The sequence below is a fragment of the Prevotella sp. P3-92 genome (genome assembly GCF_002251205.1).
Taxonomy (GTDB): Bacteria; Bacteroidota; Bacteroidia; order Bacteroidales; family Bacteroidaceae; genus Prevotella.
This window is the reverse complement of the sequence record NZ_NPJE01000024.1, coordinates 33,972-54,219: the sequence shown is the minus strand read 5'-3', so window position 1 is coordinate 54,219 and position 20,248 is coordinate 33,972. Positions and strand designations below refer to the sequence as shown.

Here is a 20,248-nt window from a genome sequence, read left to right as displayed (position 1 = left end):
AGAGGTTGTGGAAACCACATGAAGACAATCATCCCGTTGGAGTGTCTGGAGAGGACAAGTCCAACGGGATGATTTTTATAGTTTATCGTAAGTTCTTATTGTTTGCTGCAAAGCAATTTTTTACCGTAAAGAGGCAATCAAGCTTCAGACTTTGGTGTGGCAGGAGTGGTCTTGCTTTGAGGCGTATTGGATTTCTTGTGGTGATTGCCATTGGGTCTCCTACGTTTGCGCTTCTGTTGTCCGTCTTTCGACTGTGTGCTTGTCACAGAGTCTTGGGAAGATTTTACGGAAGGTTGCTCACCTGACGATGGCTTGGTGCTGCGTCGCTTGTTGCGAGTTTTGTTGCCGTTAGGCTTACGGTTGTTGCTGCGACCACCACGACCGCGCGTGTTCTTACGTGGTGCATTGGGCTCGTATTTAGGACCTTCGCCCAATCCTTCAGGGATAGGAATCTTGACAATTTCCTTTTCAAGGAAACGCTCTATGTCGGCAAAGGCACGCATGTCCAATTCAGAGACAAAAGTGATGGCAACACCATCGCGTTGCGCACGTGCTGTGCGTCCGATGCGATGGACGTAGTCTTCTGCATCATGAGGTACATCGTAGTTGATGACCATCAAGATGTCGTCAATATCAATGCCTCGCGACACAATGTCTGTTGCAACGAGCACATCTACCTGACCCGTCTTGAACTGATACATGACATCGTCGCGCTCCTGCTGGCTGAGGTCGCTGTGCATGGGTGCGCAGTTGATGTTCATGCGTTTGAGTTCGCGAGTAATGTCCTTTACCTTGTCTTTCTTGCCGGAGAAGATGATGACTCGTTGAAGTTCTCCTGCCTTGAAGAGATGGCGGATGATGTTGATCTTCTGCGGTTCGTAGCATACGTATGCTGACTGCTGAATCTTTTCTGCCGGTTTTGATACGGCAATCTTCACCTCGACAGGGTTGGTCAAAAGTGTACGTGCCAATTGCTGAATTTTGTCGGGCATGGTGGCAGAGAACATGATGGTCTGGTGATTGTCGGGCAGCAGTTTGGCAATCTGCAGGATATCGTCAGAGAATCCCATGTCCAACATGCGGTCGGCTTCGTCGAGGATGAAGAATGAAAGACGGGAGAGATCTACATGCCCCATGCGAATATGGGACAGGAGACGTCCTGGGGTGGCAATAATCACATCGGCGCCCATTTTAAGTCCCTTGGTCTCTTGGTCAAAGCGAGAACCATCGTTTCCGCCATAGATGGCAACACTCGACACATCGTTGAGATAATAGCCGAAGCCTTGCATGGCTTGGTCTATCTGTTGGGCAAGTTCGCGAGTCGGAGACATGACGATGCAATTGACGGCATCGTGTGGGAAACCACCATCGTCAAGCATGCTGAGTACCGGCAGGAGATAGGCTGCCGTCTTACCTGTTCCTGTCTGGGCGACACCAATAAGGTCGCGCCCATCGAGAATTTGCGGAATGCATTGTTCCTGGATGGGAGTCATTTCCTCGAAGCGCATGTCATAGAGCGCGTCGAGGATATTATCGTTGAGGTATGTTTCTTCGAATGTCACTTTTCCTATTTTAAATTAATAATGTATTAGTTAGGGGCGTGTCGGTAGCAATAGTATGCTATAAACACATAGAGAATGTTTGGAATCCATGCGGCTAATGCCGGTGGTGTGTCAGCATTGATAGCGAAGGTGGCACATACCGTTTGTAGAAGAATATAGGCGAATGACAATGCGAGGCCAATGCCTAAGTATAGTCCCATGCCGCCTTTTCGTTTTCTTGAAGATAGTGAAACACCTATAATGGTGAGGATAAAGGAGGCGAATGATGAGGCGATACGCTTGTGGTATTCTACCTCATATTGTACAACATTGCTTGAACCGCGAGACTGTTGTTTCGAGATGTATTGCCTGAGTTCAGGAGAGGTGAACGTTTCCTGCTGACCTTTGGAGAAGATGAGGTCCATCGGTTCCATTTGGATCAGGGTGTCGAGTTCCATGCCACTTTGAATTTCCTCTCTCAAACCTTTCAGTTTACGAATCTTGTAACTGCGAGCTTTCCAATGGTAGCGTGAATCAGAAATCGTGTCGTATTGAATAACGCTGGCAGTCATGTGGCTTACCATCTTCTTGTTTTCAAATTTGTAGAGTGAAAAGCCGAATCCGGTCTTGTGGACATCATCGTATTGTGAAATATAAGCGACGACACCTTTATCCACCATCAACTGAATATTGCTTGCCGATGTATTCTTCTTATTATTCTTATAGAGAGATTCAAAGTCATGGCGGACTACCGTTCCTTTAGGGATGACGTAAGCGCCAAGATAGAAGTTGAGCAAGGCGATGAGTGCTGCAGAGATAATATAGGGGCGGAGCAAGCGCTTGAAACTCATTCCGCACGCCAACATGGCAATAATCTCTGAGTTGCCTGCCAGTTTAGAGGTGAAGAAGATGACCGCTATGAAAACGAATAGTGGCGAGAAAAGATTGGCAAAATAGGGGATGAAGTTGGCATAGTAGTCGAACACAATAGCACGCAATGGTGCGTGATAGTTGGTGAACTTGGTGAGGTTGTCATTGACGTCAAACACGATAGATATCGAGATGATGAGTGCAATGGAGTAGATGTATGTGCCAATGAACTTCTTGATGATGTACCAGTCGATGCGCTTGATGTAATGCAGCGGATTGCATTTCTTCATCCATCGCAATTTGTGCCAGGGGAGTTTCCTGAGCCATTTGATGATGGGATGAAGCAGGATGAGCAGGCGCAACCAGATGCGTCTGATACGTGCAGCTATTTCTTTGAGTTTTCTCTTCATCGGTAAGTGTGTCTGTAGGGTTCTTATCTTCGACGACCAAGGTTGTCAATCACCGAGCGTTTCCATTGCACGAAATCACCCTGTTCGATGTGTTGGCGTGCGTCGGTCACAAGGCGCAGGTAGAATGCCAGATTGTGTATGCTGGCAATCTGCATGGCAAGTAACTCTTGAGCCTTGAACAGGTGGTGGAGGTATGCTTTGGTGTGTATGCGGTCGATGTCGCAGCCGTCGGGATCAATGGGCGAGAAGTCTGCCTCCCATTTCTTGTTGCGCATGTTCATTGTGCCCTCATAGGTGAACAGCATGGCATTACGGCCGTTGCGAGTAGGCATGACGCAGTCAAACATGTCAACACCACGTTCGATAGCTTCGAGAATATTCTGTGGCGTTCCTACACCCATCAGGTAGCGAGGCTTGTCTTTAGGCAGTATCTCATTGACCACTTCAATCATCTCGTACATCACTTCTGTGGGTTCGCCGACAGCTAATCCTCCGATAGCATTTCCGTCGGCATCCTTGTCTGCCACAAATTTGGCAGCCTCTCGGCGGAGGTCTTTATAGGTGCAGCCTTGTACGATAGGGAAGAGACTTTGACGATAGCCGTAAAGTGGTTCGGTTTCGTCGAGTCGCTTGATGCATCGGTCGAGCCAGCGTTGGGTCATCATGAGCGATTTCTTGGCATAGTTATAGTCGCTTTGTCCTGGTGGACATTCGTCGAAGGCCATCATGATGTCTGCTCCTATCACGCGTTCGGTATCCATCACATTTTCAGGAGTAAAGAAGTGTTTGGAACCGTCGATGTGTGAACGGAATTCGCAGCCTTCCTCGCGGAGTTTTCGTATGCCAGTCAATGAGAATACCTGGAAACCGCCGGAGTCGGTTAGGATAGGGCGGTCCCATGTATTGAATTGATGGAGTCCGCCTGCTTGACGGAGCACTTCCAGTCCTGGTCGAAGGTAGAGATGATAAGTGTTTCCAAGTATAATCTGTGCCTTGACTTGTTCGCGGAGTTCTGAGAAATGTACGCCTTTGACGCTTCCAACGGTTCCTACGGGCATGAAGATTGGCGTCTTGATCTGTCCGTGGTCTGTGGTGATAAGGCCTGTTCGTGCGTCGCTGGCAGAATCTGTATGTTGCAGTTCAAATGTCATTTGCTGTCTTTGTTGTCGTCTTGGATGGTGAAGTCCAATGGGTTATCTACTATCTCGTCTGTTAATGCGAAGTTCCATACGTCTTGTACGTTTTCGACATAATGGAATTCTACGCCTTTGAGATAAACTTCAGGAATCTCTTCAATGTCCTTGCGGTTTTCCTGACACATCAGAATGTCTGTGATTCCGGCACGTTTGGCAGCGAGGATCTTCTCCTTGATGCCGCCAACGGGAAGAACTTTTCCTCGAAGCGTTATTTCACCGGTCATGGCTGTGTTGCGACGCACTTTACGTTGGGTCAGGGCAGAGGCGATGCTGGTTGCAATGGTGATTCCTGCTGATGGTCCGTCCTTGGGCGTCGCACCTTCTGGAACGTGGATGTGTATGTTCCAGTTGTCGAAAATGCGATAATCGATATGAAGTGTATCTGCGTGTGCTTTTACATATTCAAGAGCGAGAATGGCACTTTCTTTCATGACGTCACCGAGGTTTCCTGTCAGCGTGAGTTTTGCGCCCTTTCCTTTCGAGAGTGAGGTTTCGATGAAGAGGATTTCGCCGCCAACGCTTGTCCATGCGAGTCCTGTAACGACTCCTGCATAGCTGTTGCCTTGATAGATGTCGCGATAGTAAGGTGGTTTGCCCAACAGTCCTTCGAGTTCAACGGGAGTGATTTTAGAGAAAGGCAGGGTTCCGCTTTCCGCCACTTTAAAGGCTATTTTGCGCAAGGCCTTGTTGATTTGTTTCTCCAGTTGGCGCACACCACTTTCCCGCGTATATTGCTCGATGATTTTCTCTGTGGCAGCCTTGGTGAAGGTGAGTCGGCTGTCTGCCAGTCCCGTATTCTCTTTTTCGCGTGGAATGAGGTGTCGCTTAGCAATCTCTTGTTTCTCTTCGGTAATATAGCCACTTACTTCGATGATTTCCATGCGGTCGAGTAGGGGTTTGGGAATGGTGCCGAGATTGTTGGCCGTTGCAATAAACATGACTTTCGACAGGTCGTAGTCCAGATCGAGATAGTTGTCGTGGAAGGCATTGTTTTGCTCAGGATCGAGTACTTCGAGAAGTGCTGAGGCAGGATCGCCGTTATGGGTATTCTGCGTCACCTTGTCTATTTCGTCGAGTATGAATACGGGATTACCAGTCCCTGCCTTCTGCATGTTTTTGATGATGCGTCCGGGCATGGCTCCAATGTAGGTTCTACGGTGTCCGCGTATTTCAGCTTCGTCGTGTAGTCCTCCAAGTGAGACGCGCACGTATTTTCTGTTTAGTGCGTCGGCGATGGATTTGCCCAGACTGGTTTTTCCGACTCCTGGAGGGCCGTAGAGGCAAAGGATAGGCGACTTGAGATTGCCTCTGAGCGAGAGCACAGCGATGTATTCGAGTATTCTCTCCTTGACTTTCTCCATGCCGTAGTGGTCGCGGTCAAGGATTCGTTGTGCACGCTTCAGATTGAGGTCATCCTTGGTGTATTCGTTCCATGGCAACGAAACAAGAGTCTGGAGGTACGTCAGTTGGATGTTGTAGTCCGGACTTTGTGGGTTGAGCTGATCGAGTTTCTCCATCTCGCGCTTGAATACTTTGGCGGTTTCGTTGCTCCATTTCTTTTTGGCAGCTTTTTCCAGCAGGTCTTTCTTTTCAGGCGAAGCCTCATTGCCCATTTCAGCCTGAATGTTCTTGATCTGTTGCTGGAGGAAGTAGTTGCGCTGTTGCTCGTCGAGGTCTTCGTGGGTCTTCTTGCGAATTTCAAGTTTCAAGGTCTGCAATTCTTGCTGCTTGTTCATGTGTTTGATCATCATGAAGAGGCGATCCTTGAGGTTTGAGGTGTTCAGAAGGTCTATGCGTTCGCTTACGTTTTCCACAAAGTTGCTACAGATGTAGTTGAGCGCGATGAGGTTGTTGCCGATGTTTCTCACGGAGAATGATGCTTCATCGGGCATTTCATCGTTCATGTCGATAAACTCTGTTGTAACGTCGCGCAGGGTGCCTATGGCTGTGTTGAACTCAGTATCGTCCTGTTCTGGGATTTTCTCATCGTATGGGAGTACGTGTGAAAGCATGAAGTTGTCGTTGGGTATTTCATCACCCAATACGATGCGTCGTAGTCCCTGCACGATGGCGGTGACCTTGTTGTTAGGCAAACTGATAATCCTTACGAGTTTGGCCATTACTCCAATCTTGTAGATGTCGTTTTGGGTTGGAACTTCCGTATTGGCTGAATACTGGCAGCATACGGCAAAGAGCGAGTCTTCTTTCTCTGCTTTCTTGAGTAGTTTAAGACTCTGGTCCCGTCCCACGAGGATGGGGTTGACAACTCCCGGAAACATTACAACGTTGCGTACTGTCAATACTGGCAAGACTTCCGGTACTTCGATGCTTGTTAAATCTTTGTAATCTCCCTCTATATCAGCAATTAGAGGGAATGTTTTATTTTGGTATTTACTCATTCTCTGTTTAAAATAGTGCTTTTAGCTTGCAAAGGTACTGCAATCCTACGGAATATCAAAAGAAAAACGTTGTTTTCTTTATATAAAAGGTGTAAAGTACTTACAGAAAACGGTTTTAAAGCATGAAAATGGGCGTAAAAACTGTATTGGCTAATAAATCTCAGCCACGTGGTTGCTTTTCTGACCGTTTATTCCGCGCTTGAGGAATAGAATCAGTTGGATGTTTTTCCCTACGGTCATTTCTTTTTCCATATCCGGTTTCATTGTTGATGTACTGGCGAAGCCTTCTTTGGAGATGGTGCCTTCTGGAGTGGTTGGAATGTCTGACAGGATGGTGTATCTGATGTAATGTTGTGCGGGATTTGCGTATGTGATCTTTGCAGAATAGGATCCAAAGGATTCGTGTCCTTTGTAGCGGTCTAAAATATTGACGATTGCTGCCGATTTGAATGGGTCTCCGTTGCTGATAATAGGACAGAATTGGATGAACATTCCTTTTTGAACGGTTGTTCGTGCAGGTAGTGTTGCGGTAATTGTTTTTCTGTCGGCAACGTAATGGTGTGACATATTGTCAAAGATGTGGATGTGTCCGTATGTCTCGTCAATTCCGTCGATATATCCGGTTTTTATAGGAAAGACGTGGCTTGGCGCTTTTGTTGAGGCTACAATCTCGACAATCCTTTTGTTGTCTTCTTTGCTGGACGTGACGGAAACATCGTAAACCTTTCCGATGATTTCGTAAGGTCGACAAGGGAATTGGTGGCTGTCTGCAATCAGCGACATACCATTTGCTGCAACCATTTTGACAAACCGGCAGGTGCGTCCTGCTTTGATTTTCTCAAACAATGATACTGCGTACATGCTTATAATATCCTTGGAGTTTTCATTGCGTGCCTCAGGATGATGCAGTCTGTAGGATTGCAAGGCCCGATCTATTCGTTCTTGTAGGGATAGGTACAGTTTTCCGTCTTTGCCTTTTTGTTTTTGGCGGTCCTCATCTCTCAGACAGGAAGTGTGGTTGCACATGTCGAGAAAGCGAGGCAGTTGAAAGTCTGTATAGGTTGTGCTAATCTTAACCGCCATATCCATCATACAGGAATTGATGAGTGACGGTTTGTCGGTGCGCAGTTTGATATAAGCAAATAATAAAGTGCGTGAAGTTTCTGAGCCAATGGTTTTGTAGTTTTGGCGCAGGTATCTGTATATTTCCCAACAAGTTGCTTCGGGATGTGAACTTCCTGTTGAGATAGAGTTGACGAGTTCTTCCCATGAGGGTACTTTGGCGTCTTGGTTATTAGTCATTGTTGCTTGGGTATTTGGGTTTCTTAGGTGCAAATTTACAGGTTATAATTCTTATTGCCAAACGAAAGGCTCTTTTTTTTTGTGCAGACTTTCTGCTTTTTATATTTGACTGACGGACGCAACTTTTGACGAGAGTCTTAGCGCTCGGCTTCGGGATGCCGTCGGGATGAGTTCGGGATGTTATCATCCTTCTTCCTACGTAGTGAGTCCTCAGTAAGTCCCAAAAACTTATTGGGTATTGGGACACTCATAGGAGAGACTTCCTGACAGCATAAGAAGTAAGTTGGATGAAATCTCACGATAAAAACCATCTTTTTGTCTGTTGAATTGTACTTGTTGCCCTTATCTTCTATTCATTTCCACAAAATACATGAAGATATTTGGTGATGACAATGAATTTTTGTAATTTCGCAACATCAAAACAAGAAAGATACATAACATAAAACAATGAAAAGATATGAAGAGATTTTTTTGGACTGCAGTGCTATTATTTCCATTAGTCAGCGCTATGTTTGCAGGTAATCTGAATCTTGCGGAAATCAGCAAATGGCAATACCGCGGCGATGGCATCAGAGCGGTGAAAACTGCCCAAGATGGTGAGACTTATACGCAACTGTCGTCAGACGGACGTAAGGTAGAGAGTCATTCCTTTAAAACAGGAAAGACCGTTTCGGTGCTTTTCGACCTTGATGTGGTGAAAACCGCCGGCGTCGATTATATCGATGGTTATATGGTCAGCCCCAACGGTCGGCAGATGCTGATACAGACGCATACGGAAAGTATTTATCGCCACTCGTTCAAAGCAGAGTACTATTTGTATAATATGGGAAGCAACAGAATGGTTCCCCTGTCGAAAAACGGACCTCAGCAGACTCCGCTTTTCTCACCTGATGGATCATTGGTGGCTTTTGTGCGTGACGGCAACATATTTCTGGTCAAATTGCTCTATGATAATGCTGAGGTGCAAGTGACGAAGGACGGAAAGCGCAATGCCATCATCAACGGAATCCCTGACTGGGTCAATGAGGAGGAGTTTGCCAACGACCGCTCTATTATATTTACAGCCGACAGCCGTGTGCTGGTCTGGGTGAAATATGATGAGAGTAAGGTAAAACAGTACAGCATGCCGCTCTTCAAAGGGCTGAATCCCGAATACAAGCAGTATGATGAGTATCCTGGCGCTTATACTTACAAGTATCCTGTGGCTGGTGCCGACAATGCCACAACCTCGGTGTGGAGCTTTGATATTGCAAGTCGTCAGACACGCCAGTTGCAAGTACCCATTGATGCTGATGGCTATGTGCCTCGCATCAAGCAGATGGGGGATGCCTCCAAGGTGATGGTGACAACACTCAACCGCCATCAGGATTGTCTGCGCATCTATGCGGTCAACCCCTTGTCAACCCTTTGCCAACTGCTCATAGAAGAGCGTGACGCTAAATATGTCAAGGAAGAGTGTGTTTCAAGTCTCGTTGTGACAAACCGTTACATCCTTCTGCCCAGTCAGCGTGACGGATGGTTGCATTTGTATCTCTATAATACCAACGGACAATTGCTGCGTCAGGTAGAAACAGGAAATTATGACGTGGCAGATGTGTATGGCGTGGATGATGCAACAGGAGATGTCTATTACGCAAGTCACGAACAGGGTGCCGTAGAACAACAGGTCTATGTGGCTCACTCGAATGGAAAGCGCAATTGCCTGACACCCAAAAAAGGATGGAACAGCGCCATCTTTGCCAAGGGCTTCAAGTACTTCATCAACCAGTGGAGCGATATCAATACACCTGCCGTATTCTCACTTTGCGACCAACGGGGGAAAACTCTCTCGACACTTGTAGATAACCGAGAACTCAACGGTTGGTTGAAGAGCATGAATTTGGGTAAACGCGAACTCTTCACGCTGACCACAGCAGATGGAGTCAACCTCAATGGATGGATGGTAAAACCTGCAGATTTCAATCCGTCGAAGAAATATCCGGTCATCATGTTCCAATATAGCGGTCCCGGTAGTCAGAGTGTCAAGAATGCATGGGGAGTGGGAATGGCAGGTCAAGGTGCCATGCTTGAACAATATCTGGCGCAACGTGGCTATCTGTGTGTCTGTGTTGATGGACGCGGAACAGGTGCAAGGGGTGCAGAATTTGAAAAGTGTACATATCTGCAGATGGGTGAACTCGAATCACATGACCAGGTGGAAGCGGCTTTGTGGCTGGCAAAACAGGAATACGTTGATGGGCAGCGCATGGCCATTTGGGGATGGAGCTTTGGAGGCTTCAACACGTTGATGTCTATGTCTGAAGGACGTGGCGTATTCCGTGCAGGTATTGCTATTGCCCCGCCAACATCTTGGAAGTATTACGACACCATTTATACCGAACGATTCATGCGTACACCGAAAGAGAATCCCAATGGTTACGATATCAACCCCATCAAGCGTGCTGCGCAGTTGCAAGGCAGTCTGTTGCTCTGCCATGGAATGGCTGACGACAATGTCCACTTCAGAAATACAGCAGAATACACAGAAGCTCTGGTGCAGGCTGATAAAGATTTCAGTCAATTGGTTTATACCAATCGCAACCATAGTATCGCAGGAGGAAACACACGCAATCATCTCTTCCGCCAGTGTGTGAAATTCTTCGATAAGGAACTCAAATAAACTTCTTATATATCGGCAATGATGAAACTAAACAAAACATTTATGACAATTGGACTGGCTTCGGGCATCATACTGATGTCAGAAGCTTCTGCAATGACCACCATGTCAGGAGCGGAAAGAGTCAACCCCTTGCTCATTGAAAGCAAACTGCCTTTTGGCGCTCCCGATTTCAATGTGATCAACGAGGCAGACTATTTGCCTGCTATTGAAGCAGCTGTGAAAATTCAACGCGACAATATCAAGAAGATTGTCAATAGTAAGGAAACACCGACCTTTGCAAACACAATCCTGCCCTATGAAGAGAGTGGGGTGTTGCTTGACCGTATCAGTAATGTATTCTTCGGACTGACCAGCGCACACAAAACAAAGGTTATTGCCGATACAGAAGAGAAGGTGACGCCGATTCTTGCTGATTTGGAAAATGAGATTACATTCAATCCTGAACTCTTCAAACGCATAAAATATGTCTATGAGCATGAGAAAAATCAGCTCAAGGGCGAAGATGCAAGACTGTTGGAAGTCATTTATAAAGGCTTCGTCAGGGCTGGCGCACTGCTCTCTGCCAGCGACATGGAGCGGATGAAGCAAATCAATATGCGACTCTCAAAACTCAGTCAGCAATGGGGAAAACTCTTGTCTGATGCTACCAATCATGCTGTCGTATGGATCAATACCAAAGACGAATTGGCTGGACTCTCAGAGGCTGATATTGCACAGTGTGAGAAAGATGCACAGAGTAGGGGAGGCAAGGCTCCTTATTGTATTGTGATCATCAATACCACACAGCAGCCCATCCTGGCAAACCTCGCCAATCGCGATGTGCGACGTCGGGTATATGAGGCTTCTATACACCGGGCAGATGGTACTAATCCTCAGTTCAATACTTTCTCTATTGTTGTTGAAACAGCCAAACTGCGTGCTGAAAAGGCGAAATTGATGGGCTACGACAATTATGCTGACTATTCTCTGGAAAAAGCCATGGCAAAAAATTCGGGCAATGTATATAATTTCCTCCATCAGCTGATTGCTGATTATTCACCAAAGGCAGACCAGGAAACGAAGGCGATAGAAGACTATGCTAAAAAGACTATGGGCAGCGACTTTAAGTTGCAACCCTATGACAGGTTCTATTTCTCATCGAAAATGAAAAAAGAACAACTCAACATTTCCGAAGATGAGATCAAGCCTTATTTTAATATCGACAGCGTACAGGTCAATGGCGTTTTCTATGCAGCCCATCGTGCCTATGGATTGACTTTCAAGCAGCGCAAAGATATTCCGACCTACCATCCCGACATGAAGGTCTTTGAGGTAATCGACAAAGATGGAAAACCCATTGCACTCTTCTATAGCGACTATTTCCGTCGCCCCACAAAGCGTGGCGGTGCGTGGATGAGTGCCTTTGCCAAACAATGCGGACTGCGTCATCAATTGCCTGTCATTTATAATGTGTGCAACTTTGCCAAAGCACCGGACGGTCAGCCTACCCTCATCACTTGGGATGAGGTCTGCACACTCTTCCATGAGTTTGGACATGCTCTCCATGGCATACTCTCTGATTGCAAATACAACACATTATCCGGAACTGCCGTACCTCGCGATTTCGTAGAAATGCCTTCACAGTTTAATGAGTCATTTGCCACAGTACCCGAAGTGTTCGACCATTTCGCGCGCCATACACAGACAGGAGAACCAATGCCTGAGGCACTTAAAGAGCGTATGTTGAAATCCATCAGTTTCCATGCAGCCTATGCCTTGGGAGAGAATCTCGCTGCCACTTGTCTTGATATGGCTTGGCACCACATCGGCCAGCAAGAGATTCCTACTGCCGATAAAGCCCAGGAGTTTGAAAGACAGGCGTTGCAGCAAGTGGGATTGCTCAACAACCAAATACCGCCTCGTTACATCACCTCGTATTTCAACCACGTATGGGGTGGAGGATATGCAGCAGGTTATTACAGTTATCTGTGGACAGAGGTGCTGGCAGTAAATGTAGCTGACTATTTTGCCAAGCATGGTGCTTTGAATCCTGCCGTAGGTCAGGCTTTCCGTGACAAGATTCTCAGCAGAGGCAATACCAAAGACCAGATGTTGATGTTTACAGACTTTACCGGTATGCAACAGCCAGATGCTTCAGGCTTGCTGAAGGCAAGAGGACTTTGATAGATTCTGCTATGAAACAATTATTATTGGTATGTGTAGGAAGCTTTTTTGGCGGTGGACTTCGATATCTTGTATCGAAGTTTACAAGCCAATGGCTTGCCTTCACTTTCCCAATGGGAACTTTCATCGTCAATGTATTGGGATGTTTCCTTATCGGCATTCTTTCAGGATGTGCAATAGGGGGACATCTCTCGCCAAATGCTAAGCTATTGTTGGTTACTGGCTTTTGTGGCGGTTTTACCACATTCAGTACCTTTATGAACGAGAATTTGCTTTTAGCACGAGATGGCCAACAATCCTTAACGCTACTTTATATGGTATTAAGTCTTATCTGTGGACTTATAGCGGTTATCGTAGGTTATTGGCTGGCAAGTAAATTATAGACTATTCATTAAGCCAGATGAGCAGAATAAAGCTCGCTTTAATTCTGCCATGGCGAGAAAAGGTGCCATGAAATGGACCGATCTATACCTAAAACCGAGGGTTGAGTCGATTAAAGAAGACAATGTGGAGTCAAATTGCTCCATGACCCGAAAATTTCCCTCCAAAAGGAGTGAGTTTCCAAATTTAATTTGTAACTTTGCTAAGTCTATCGTCGGATTCTCTTGTTTATTTTTGCAACACTAAAATAAGTGAATTCTTCGACATGGCAAAATTCTGGGCCGCTCGGCTCTGCCGTTTGACTTGTTCAAGAATTTTTGTTGCCCAGGTGCTTAAAAAGTTTAATTAATAATAGTGTTGCGAAATTATGGACAATGGGACATGCTACTAAACTACAATGGGGAATCGCTGGAGTGCTGGGCACCTTGCTTCTAGGCTCAATGCAAACTGCAGCGAAAACAATTGCGGATTCCTCCCTGAAACCACGGATTGTCGTACTGACGGATATTGCACCGACAGACATTGAACCCGATGACATGGAATCAATGGTCCGCCTGCTGGTCCATGCTGACCTTTATGAAATAGAGGGACTGATTGCGACAGGAGGATGGAACAACTGCGGGAGAAGTTATCCGGACGAATGGATGGAAAACATGCAGAAAGTAATTAATGCCTACGAGAAGGATCTACCGAATCTAATGAAACGATCCGGACAAAAGGGTTTTCTGCCAGTAGAAAAGGAAGCTGGCAAACAAACGTTGGGCTATTGGCCAAGTGTTGCCTATTTGCGTAGCAGGACTGCATTTGGCAGCAGAGATTTAGGCGTAGCCAAACTTGGAGAGAAGAATCGCTCACAAGGTAGCAAAATGATTATCGACTTAGTTGACGAAAAGGACGACCGTCCCTTATGGGTCTTGGTTTGGGGCGGTGCAAATACACTGGCTCAAGCGATATGGACTGTCAAGCAGGAACGAAGCGAAATGGAAGTTAGAAAGTTTGTGAATAAGTTGTGTGTTTATACAATTACAGACCAAGATGTATGCGGAGGCCCCCCTGTGGATTATGCCTTCAGTTCTCATCAATGGATCCGCAAGACTTGTGGCAAGGATATCCGCTTTTTCTGGGACGACAGTGCCTGGATCGTGCAGAACGCCATAGGAAGCCAGAATTGGAACGAATACGCAACTCATATACAAAATCACGGGAATCTAGGGAAAATATATCCGAAAAACAAATACGGAGTGGAAGGCGACACTCCTTCTTTCCTACATGTAACCCCCAATGGATTAAACGATCCGACCGTATGTAGCCAGGCAGGTTGGGGTGGCTATTTCCGATGGGGACTGTCACCAGACAGTCTGACAACATGCTACACAAATGCAGATCCAGCAGTCAAATGCATATCGGAGAAATATGAAAAATACTTCTATCCCGCAATATTCGCCAACTTCGTAGCACGTATGGATTGGGCTGCATACGGCAAAGGAAACCGTAACCCGATAGTCATCGTAAACGGTAAAAAGGGATTGAGTCCGATTATAATTGAACCAAAAACAGAAGAGGAACTCCAGTTAAACGCTTCAGAATCTGCGGACCCGGATAAAGATAAACTGACTTTTCATTGGTGGATAATGCCGGAAGCGGGTACTTACACCTCAACGGTAAGTATCAGAGAGGCAGACAAAGCTAAAGCCTTTCTACGTATCCCCCAAGATGCGGCAGGAAAAGAACTGCATATAATCTGTGAAGTGACAGACAATGGAACTCCTGCACTGACGAGTTACAGAAGGGTCATCATCCGCCCAAAACGATGACACGCCAGTAAACGAACATATTACTATTTTAAACCAATTATACAATGAAAAAGAAAAACATCCAGACCTCCGTTTTATCAATGGTCATTGCTGCATGTTTGATATCTCACCAGCAAAATGCGCAGGCCGGAGAAAATCCGTCCTTGCAAAATGATTCCGTGCCTTATGTAACCATGCCGGACGTTTCCCCTAAACTCACCACAGGAGATGGAAATCCCCTGCTGGATTTTATGTTTACAGCGGATCCAACTGCAGTAGAATATAATGGCAGAATTTATGTGTACGCAACAAACGATCAGCAACAATATGATTCAATAGGCGGTTACGGAAAAAACTCCTACGAATACATCAAATCTCTGGTGATGATGTCTTCCGATGACATGACAAACTGGACCTATCACGGAATTATTAAAACAGACAGCATTGCCCCATGGATAAAAACATCATGGGCACCGTCGATCGCAAAACGTGAGGAAGCGGACGGCAAGACTCACTTCTACCTCTATTTCTCCAATAGCGGTGATGGAACCGCAGTGCTGACATCCACATCCCCCATAGGACCATGGTCAAGCCCGCTGAATCATAGTTTGGTAGACACAAACACTCCAGGCATAGCAGGAGAATGCAAAGCCGCTTTCGATCCGGGTGTAGTCATCGATGACAAAGGAAGAGGTTGGCTGACAGTAGGCGGAGGATGTGCTCGTATTATGCGTTTGGGAAAAGACATGATTAGTGTGGATGGCCCGATAAAGCCCATTAGGGCTCCCCATCATTTCGAAGCTAACGAATTAAACTACATCAACGGCACATACGTTTATACTTATAACATAGATTGGCAAGATTTTAGCGACTGGCCTCTCCAGACAGAGAAACCAACCACCTGTTGCATGAGTTACATGACTAGCAAAACTCCGCTGGTAACCAAAAGTTGGAAATACCAGCACAACTATATGAAAAACCCTGGAGATTATGGATATGACTACAGCAACAATCATACACATCTAAACAAATTCCGTGGGAAATGGTATGTATTCTATCATACAATGAGTTTGCAACATAGTTTCAATACAACAGCTGGTTATCGTAATGTTTGTGTCGATGAAATACAAGTTGACGAGAATACTGTGAATATCCACATGGGTAATCAGACTCTGAAAGGCGCAAAACAGATACAGCCTATGAATCCGTTCATCATCCAGCAGGCTGAAACCACAGCAGCCACACAAGGTGTCAAGTTCACAAATGGAAAAAGCATCGGGGACATGTATGCCGTTACCGTTCCCAACAAGACTGGCATCATTGCTGTCAGAGGTGTGGCATTCAACAAAGTACCTTCCAGTCTGGAAATTAAGGCATCCGGAAACGGAATCATAGAAGTCCGCCGGGATAGGCCGGACGGAGAAGTCATAGCTTCAATCAAAGTCGGTACCCCGCAAATGAAACTCATAGAATCCCAACTTCAAAAGAATATGACAGGTACAATGGACCTCTGTTTTGTCCTAAAAGGAAACAATATCACATTCGACGAATGGAAGTTCAAATGATACCTTCCAGCAGATGACAAGGAGGGTGCATTGCCCATTATGATGCACCCTCCTTTAAAAATCGTTTTAGGAAACTGTTATATTGTTATATTGTAACGCTTGGGGTTGATGACATAGACCAGTCCCCGTGTCATTCTACATCAATACAAAATTGGTGGATCTTTTCATCAATCAGTCCGGTGTTCATAAATCCAACGACTTAATATGATAATTCGAACAGGTTACACTTTATATATAATAGCTGGTTAGCCGTATTGTGGGCTAACCACCTATCGTTACGTTAGGGATTGACGTTTAATTCCAAGAATTCAATATCTATAGGCGATGGTATACCTTCCGAGGTTGTCATCGTCTGCTTATTTCCGGAGTTTTCAACTATTAAATCCGTGAACGCCATTGCCATCCGTGTGCGTTTTGCTTTTTGGAAACTGTTATATTATAACGCTTGAAATTCAAAATCGTTTATGAAAAATGTTAACTATAACGCTGAGGCCGCTTGCCAAAGCGAGAACTTTTTGTTGCCCAGGTATTTGTGGAAAATAATAGATTATAGTCTTGTGGAAATTAATGGTAATGTCGCTCTCTGTTGGAGAGAACGTCAATCGCTGGGGGAGAGAACGCCAATCGCCTGTCACGATAACGCCAATCGCCAGTCGTGAGAACGCCATGCGCTAAAACACAGCATTTACTACCAATTTCACATCTCATGTCTTGTTCTGACCAGTTACTCGGATTTTTTATGATCCACGGAATACACGGCACCTTGATAAACTGTTGTTTCTCATCTAAAAGGTGTGGTTTTTGATGGGATTTTGTCTCTATAACATTAAAAAATCTAAATTATTGGTTAAATAAAATTAAAATCCAGACTAAAGGGTTGACAACGGGGGGTGTGATATTGTATCTTTGCACGCGAACCCAAGGTTGATTTCCAAAACAAGGATGAGGCCTTTGCAATAACCCACAAGTCTTATCAATTAAAAATTCGCAATTATGTTTACAAATGTAACTCTAAGCACCTCAAACTGGTTACAACAGAAGGACCATGGTTCTTCGATTTACACCCGACCAGTTCTCGATAACTTCTCGTTCGGTTCTCGTTGGGTTCTCGTTAGGTCCTCGTTCGTCTCTCGTTCGTCTCTCGTTGCTTATTCGTTAGTCTATCGAAGACCGAACGAGGACCGAACGAGGAACAAGCGAAAAACGAACGAAAGAGCAACGAATGTCGGTCGAGAAAATAGCGAGAAACTATCGAAAATTCGACGAGAAACTGCTCAACTTGATGGGAAAGGCAGCTTTCTGGCTCCTAACGTTAAGCCAAATGAGCAGAACTGAATTACTTTTGTACTTACAGGACTTAGGCCAAATAATCCACACACCCAGGGTATTACCCTAGGCTATGAAAATTTTGCCCCATTCGGGGCGTTAGTAACCTATCAAGCAATGGCGGGGGTTAGAATGTCATGGAAACAGGTCAATGATATCCATTTCAAGCCTTACAATATAACAGTTTCCTAAACCGCATACGGATGACAGCGGATGAGATAAAAGGGGCATCCAATGCACAGCAATAGAAAATATTCCTGCAAAAGGAGTGGGGGGTGTGAGATTTTATTTGTACTTTTGTCATGTCAGAGCTTGATTTGCTTGTTTCGCGACAGTAAGAAAAGTGAATTTTCTGACATGGCAAAATATAAGCAAAATAGAAATGAAACAACTGAAAGAGAATGAAGGTATAGCGCGCAGCCTGTTGATCACAATGGCTGTTATTGCGGGACTGACTGTGGCTAATTGCTACTACAACCAGCCTCTGCTGGAGATGATACGTCACGATATTGGGGTGAGCCAACATGAGGCAAACCTCATAACTGTTGTCACGCAGATAGGCTATGCGCTTGGCTTGTGTTTCCTGATTCCTATGGGCGACCTCTACTCGCGCCGACTCATCATTGTTGTGAATATGACGGTGGCTGCCGTGATGGCGGTCGTCATTGCTGTTGCCCATCGGGTATGGATGATATGGGGGGCGTCTCTGCTATTGGGCGCCTGCTCTGTCATTCCGCAGTTTTTCATACCTATAGCAGGACAATATTCTAAGAAGGAGAACAAAAGTAGGAATATGGGGGTCGTTCTGTCGGGACTGCTGACGGGTATTCTCGCTTCGAGGGTGGTTAGCGGTTACGTCGGTGAATGGCTTGGCTGGCGCGAGATGTTTGTCATCGCAGCTCTGGTGATGGTGCTGTGTATGGTGCTTACGCTCAAGATTATGCCGCAGATAAAAAGCAACTATGTGGGCTCATACAGGGGATTGATGGTTAGCGTGTTTGATATGGTTAAGAGCAACGGGCGCATACGGCTTTATGCCATACGTGCCGCTTTCAGTTTCGGCAGTATGATGGCTATTTGGTCGTGTCTTGCCTTCCGGTTGGCTGAAGCGCCGTTCTTCTCTGGTAGCGAGATGGTTGGAACATTGGGATTGTGTGGTATCGCTGGTGCCATAGCGGCAAGCGGTGTGGGCAAGCTCGTGAACCAATGGGGCATAAGAAAGATGAGTGTTTATGGGGCTTGCCTGCAACTGGTGGCGTGGGCTACGGCCTATCTGTTTGGTGATACTTTTATGGGACTTGTGGTGGCTATCATCTTGGTGGATATTGGTTTGCAATGTCTGCAGCTAAGCAATCAAATTGGTTGCATTCAGGAGGTGCCTCATGCTTCAAACAGGGCCAATACCATCTTCATGACTACCTATTTTATCGGTGGTTCTCTTGGCACCTATTGTGCCGGATTGGCTTGGATGCGTGAGGGATGGATGGGTGTGTGTGCGGTTGGAGTCGTCTTGGCTGTAATTTCGCTCTGCATAACATGTTTTAATGGAAGGAGAATTTAAATCCTGGAGGAAATCTTTAATAAAAATATGGCCTGTGGCCAGAAATCAATCATCGGAATTTAGACGGAAATATAATCTTTAACGAAAATCATAGATCAGAACTAATCTTTTGTTGGTTCAATATGCAGCATAATGTGGGTGTCGGCACCAAACTCAGCTCGGATGGCCCGTTCGATGGAGGAGGCATGCTGATGGGCATCGGAGAGCTTGAGGTCGCCTGGTAAACGCAGATGCATTTCGATGGCGATATTATTGCCTATACGACGCGTGTAGAGTTGGTGGATGTCGCTTGCCAACGGATCACGATAGACGATGTCGCAAATCTTTTGTTCTACGGATTCAGGAAGACTTTCTTCTAAGAGTTCTCCTGATGCCTGACGCAAAATGCGAAAGGCGGCATAGAAGATCATGAAGCTCACTACAACAGCGGCAATGGGGTCGAGGACTGCCCATTGCTGACCAAGCATGATGGCTCCTCCAATACCTATGGCTGTGCCGATTGACGAAAGGGCATCGCTACGATGGTGCCAGGCATTGGCTTCAAGGGCTTGTGATTTGACAGCACGTGCAGTTTGGCGCGTCAGGCGGAATACGATTTCTTTGGCAACAATACTGACGATGGCAGCAAAGAATGCTAACACTCCTGGGACTTCTAACTGTTTGCCGTGGATGGCGTCAATGATCTTCATGATGCCGTTCCATGCCAGCAGGATGGCTACAAGCATCAACGCCATTCCTACTATCGACGAGGCAATGGTTTCGTACTTTCCATGTCCATAGTCGTGGTCTTTGTCGGCAGGTTTGCTACTTAGCCTGACCATGACTATCACTACGATATCGGTAAGGAAATCGCTTAGCGAGTGTACGGCATCGGCTATCATGGCTGCGGAATGGCAGAAAATGCCAGCTGCGAATTTTGCCAATAGCAACACCATATTGACCACGCTGCCCATGAGGGTTACTTGATAGATTCGGCGTTCGCGAGAATCTTTTTTTGTTTTGCTTGCCATTTTTCTTTTATCGTTTGGTTGACCGTCAATCACGGGCTGCAAAAATACTATTTTTTTCTTAGACAGCCAAGC

12 protein-coding genes are annotated in these 20,248 nt (G+C 45.9%); 6 read left to right on the top strand and 6 right to left on the bottom strand.

The window, feature by feature from the left end:
* Positions 1–137: 137 nt before the first annotated feature.
* The 5 genes from CIK93_RS04125 to CIK93_RS04105 all read right to left on the bottom strand — a co-directional run bounded on the left by CIK93_RS04125 (position 138) and on the right by CIK93_RS04105 (position 7,718).
* Positions 138–1,508 carry a DEAD/DEAH box helicase gene (locus CIK93_RS04125; RefSeq protein WP_371327182.1) on the bottom strand — a complete coding sequence of 457 codons (1,371 nt, stop codon included), beginning with the start codon at positions 1,506–1,508 and terminating at the stop codon, positions 138–140.
* A gap of 80 nt (positions 1,509–1,588) precedes the next feature.
* Positions 1,589–2,821, bottom strand: a complete 1,233-nt coding sequence (locus tag CIK93_RS04120; protein ID WP_094391799.1) for an LptF/LptG family permease — start codon at positions 2,819–2,821, stop codon at positions 1,589–1,591.
* A 23-nt stretch (positions 2,822–2,844) separates the two neighbouring features.
* The gene (tgt, locus tag CIK93_RS04115; RefSeq protein WP_094446666.1) at positions 2,845–3,972 is read right to left on the bottom strand and encodes a tRNA guanosine(34) transglycosylase Tgt; all 1,128 of its coding nucleotides are present in this window, start codon (positions 3,970–3,972) and stop codon (positions 2,845–2,847) included.
* Complete coding sequence (gene lon, locus CIK93_RS04110) at positions 3,969–6,416, bottom strand: endopeptidase La (protein WP_094446665.1); 2,448 nt, start codon at positions 6,414–6,416, stop codon at positions 3,969–3,971. Before lon ends, tgt begins: the two co-directional genes overlap by 4 nt.
* Positions 6,417–6,566: 150 nt before the next feature.
* Positions 6,567–7,718: a hypothetical protein gene (locus tag CIK93_RS04105; RefSeq protein ID WP_094446664.1), complete on the bottom strand. Its 1,152-nt coding sequence runs from the start codon at positions 7,716–7,718 to the stop codon at positions 6,567–6,569.
* A 457-nt stretch (positions 7,719–8,175) separates the two neighbouring features.
* On the opposite strand from CIK93_RS04105, the gene CIK93_RS04100 reads away from it, so the two are divergent.
* The 6 genes from CIK93_RS04100 to CIK93_RS04070 all read left to right on the top strand — a co-directional run bounded on the left by CIK93_RS04100 (position 8,176) and on the right by CIK93_RS04070 (position 19,166).
* On the top strand, positions 8,176–10,377 hold the full coding sequence (locus CIK93_RS04100; protein ID WP_094446663.1) for a S9 family peptidase: 2,202 nt from the start codon (positions 8,176–8,178) through the stop codon (positions 10,375–10,377).
* 21 nt (positions 10,378–10,398) lie between these two features.
* Positions 10,399–12,540 (top strand): M3 family metallopeptidase, encoded by a 2,142-nt coding sequence (locus CIK93_RS04095; protein WP_371327183.1) that lies wholly within the window; start codon positions 10,399–10,401, stop codon positions 12,538–12,540.
* An 11-nt stretch (positions 12,541–12,551) separates the two neighbouring features.
* Entirely contained in the window at positions 12,552–12,923 is a 372-nt protein-coding gene (gene crcB / locus CIK93_RS04090) for a fluoride efflux transporter CrcB (RefSeq protein ID WP_094391793.1), read from the top strand.
* A gap of 372 nt (positions 12,924–13,295) precedes the next feature.
* Complete coding sequence (locus tag CIK93_RS04080; RefSeq protein WP_094446662.1) at positions 13,296–14,735, top strand: DUF1593 domain-containing protein; 1,440 nt, start codon at positions 13,296–13,298, stop codon at positions 14,733–14,735.
* A gap of 44 nt (positions 14,736–14,779) precedes the next feature.
* A complete protein-coding gene (locus tag CIK93_RS04075) occupies positions 14,780–16,279 on the top strand; it encodes a glycoside hydrolase family 43 protein (protein WP_254046659.1) in 1,500 nt (499 codons plus the stop codon).
* A 1,708-nt stretch (positions 16,280–17,987) separates the two neighbouring features.
* A complete protein-coding gene (locus CIK93_RS04070) occupies positions 17,988–19,166 on the top strand; it encodes an MFS transporter (RefSeq protein ID WP_094446661.1) in 1,179 nt (392 codons plus the stop codon).
* A gap of 101 nt (positions 19,167–19,267) precedes the next feature.
* On the opposite strand, the gene CIK93_RS04065 is transcribed toward CIK93_RS04070, so the two are convergent.
* Positions 19,268–20,176 (bottom strand): cation diffusion facilitator family transporter, encoded by a 909-nt coding sequence (locus CIK93_RS04065; protein ID WP_094446676.1) that lies wholly within the window; start codon positions 20,174–20,176, stop codon positions 19,268–19,270.
* Positions 20,177–20,248: the final 72 nt, after the last annotated feature.

What these genes read in the sequence shown, in the direction of transcription:
- crcB (WP_094391793.1), top strand. Translation starts at nt 12,552, where the DNA reads ATGAAACAATTATTATTGGTATGTGTAGGAAGCTTTTTTGGCGGTGGA.
- CIK93_RS04100 (WP_094446663.1), top strand. Translation starts at nt 8,176, where the DNA reads ATGAAGAGATTTTTTTGGACTGCAGTGCTATTATTTCCATTAGTCAGC.
- CIK93_RS04075 (WP_254046659.1), top strand. Translation starts at nt 14,780, where the DNA reads ATGAAAAAGAAAAACATCCAGACCTCCGTTTTATCAATGGTCATTGCT.
- tgt (WP_094446666.1), bottom strand. Translation starts at nt 3,972, where the DNA reads ATGACATTTGAACTGCAACATACAGATTCTGCCAGCGACGCACGAACA.
- CIK93_RS04095 (WP_371327183.1), top strand. Translation starts at nt 10,399, where the DNA reads ATGAAACTAAACAAAACATTTATGACAATTGGACTGGCTTCGGGCATC.
- CIK93_RS04105 (WP_094446664.1), bottom strand. Translation starts at nt 7,718, where the DNA reads ATGACTAATAACCAAGACGCCAAAGTACCCTCATGGGAAGAACTCGTC.
- CIK93_RS04120 (WP_094391799.1), bottom strand. Translation starts at nt 2,821, where the DNA reads ATGAAGAGAAAACTCAAAGAAATAGCTGCACGTATCAGACGCATCTGG.
- lon (WP_094446665.1), bottom strand. Translation starts at nt 6,416, where the DNA reads ATGAGTAAATACCAAAATAAAACATTCCCTCTAATTGCTGATATAGAG.
- CIK93_RS04080 (WP_094446662.1), top strand. Translation starts at nt 13,296, where the DNA reads ATGGGACATGCTACTAAACTACAATGGGGAATCGCTGGAGTGCTGGGC.
- CIK93_RS04125 (WP_371327182.1), bottom strand. Translation starts at nt 1,508, where the DNA reads ATGCGCTTCGAGGAAATGACTCCCATCCAGGAACAATGCATTCCGCAA.
- CIK93_RS04065 (WP_094446676.1), bottom strand. Translation starts at nt 20,176, where the DNA reads ATGGCAAGCAAAACAAAAAAAGATTCTCGCGAACGCCGAATCTATCAA.
- CIK93_RS04070 (WP_094446661.1), top strand. Translation starts at nt 17,988, where the DNA reads ATGAAACAACTGAAAGAGAATGAAGGTATAGCGCGCAGCCTGTTGATC.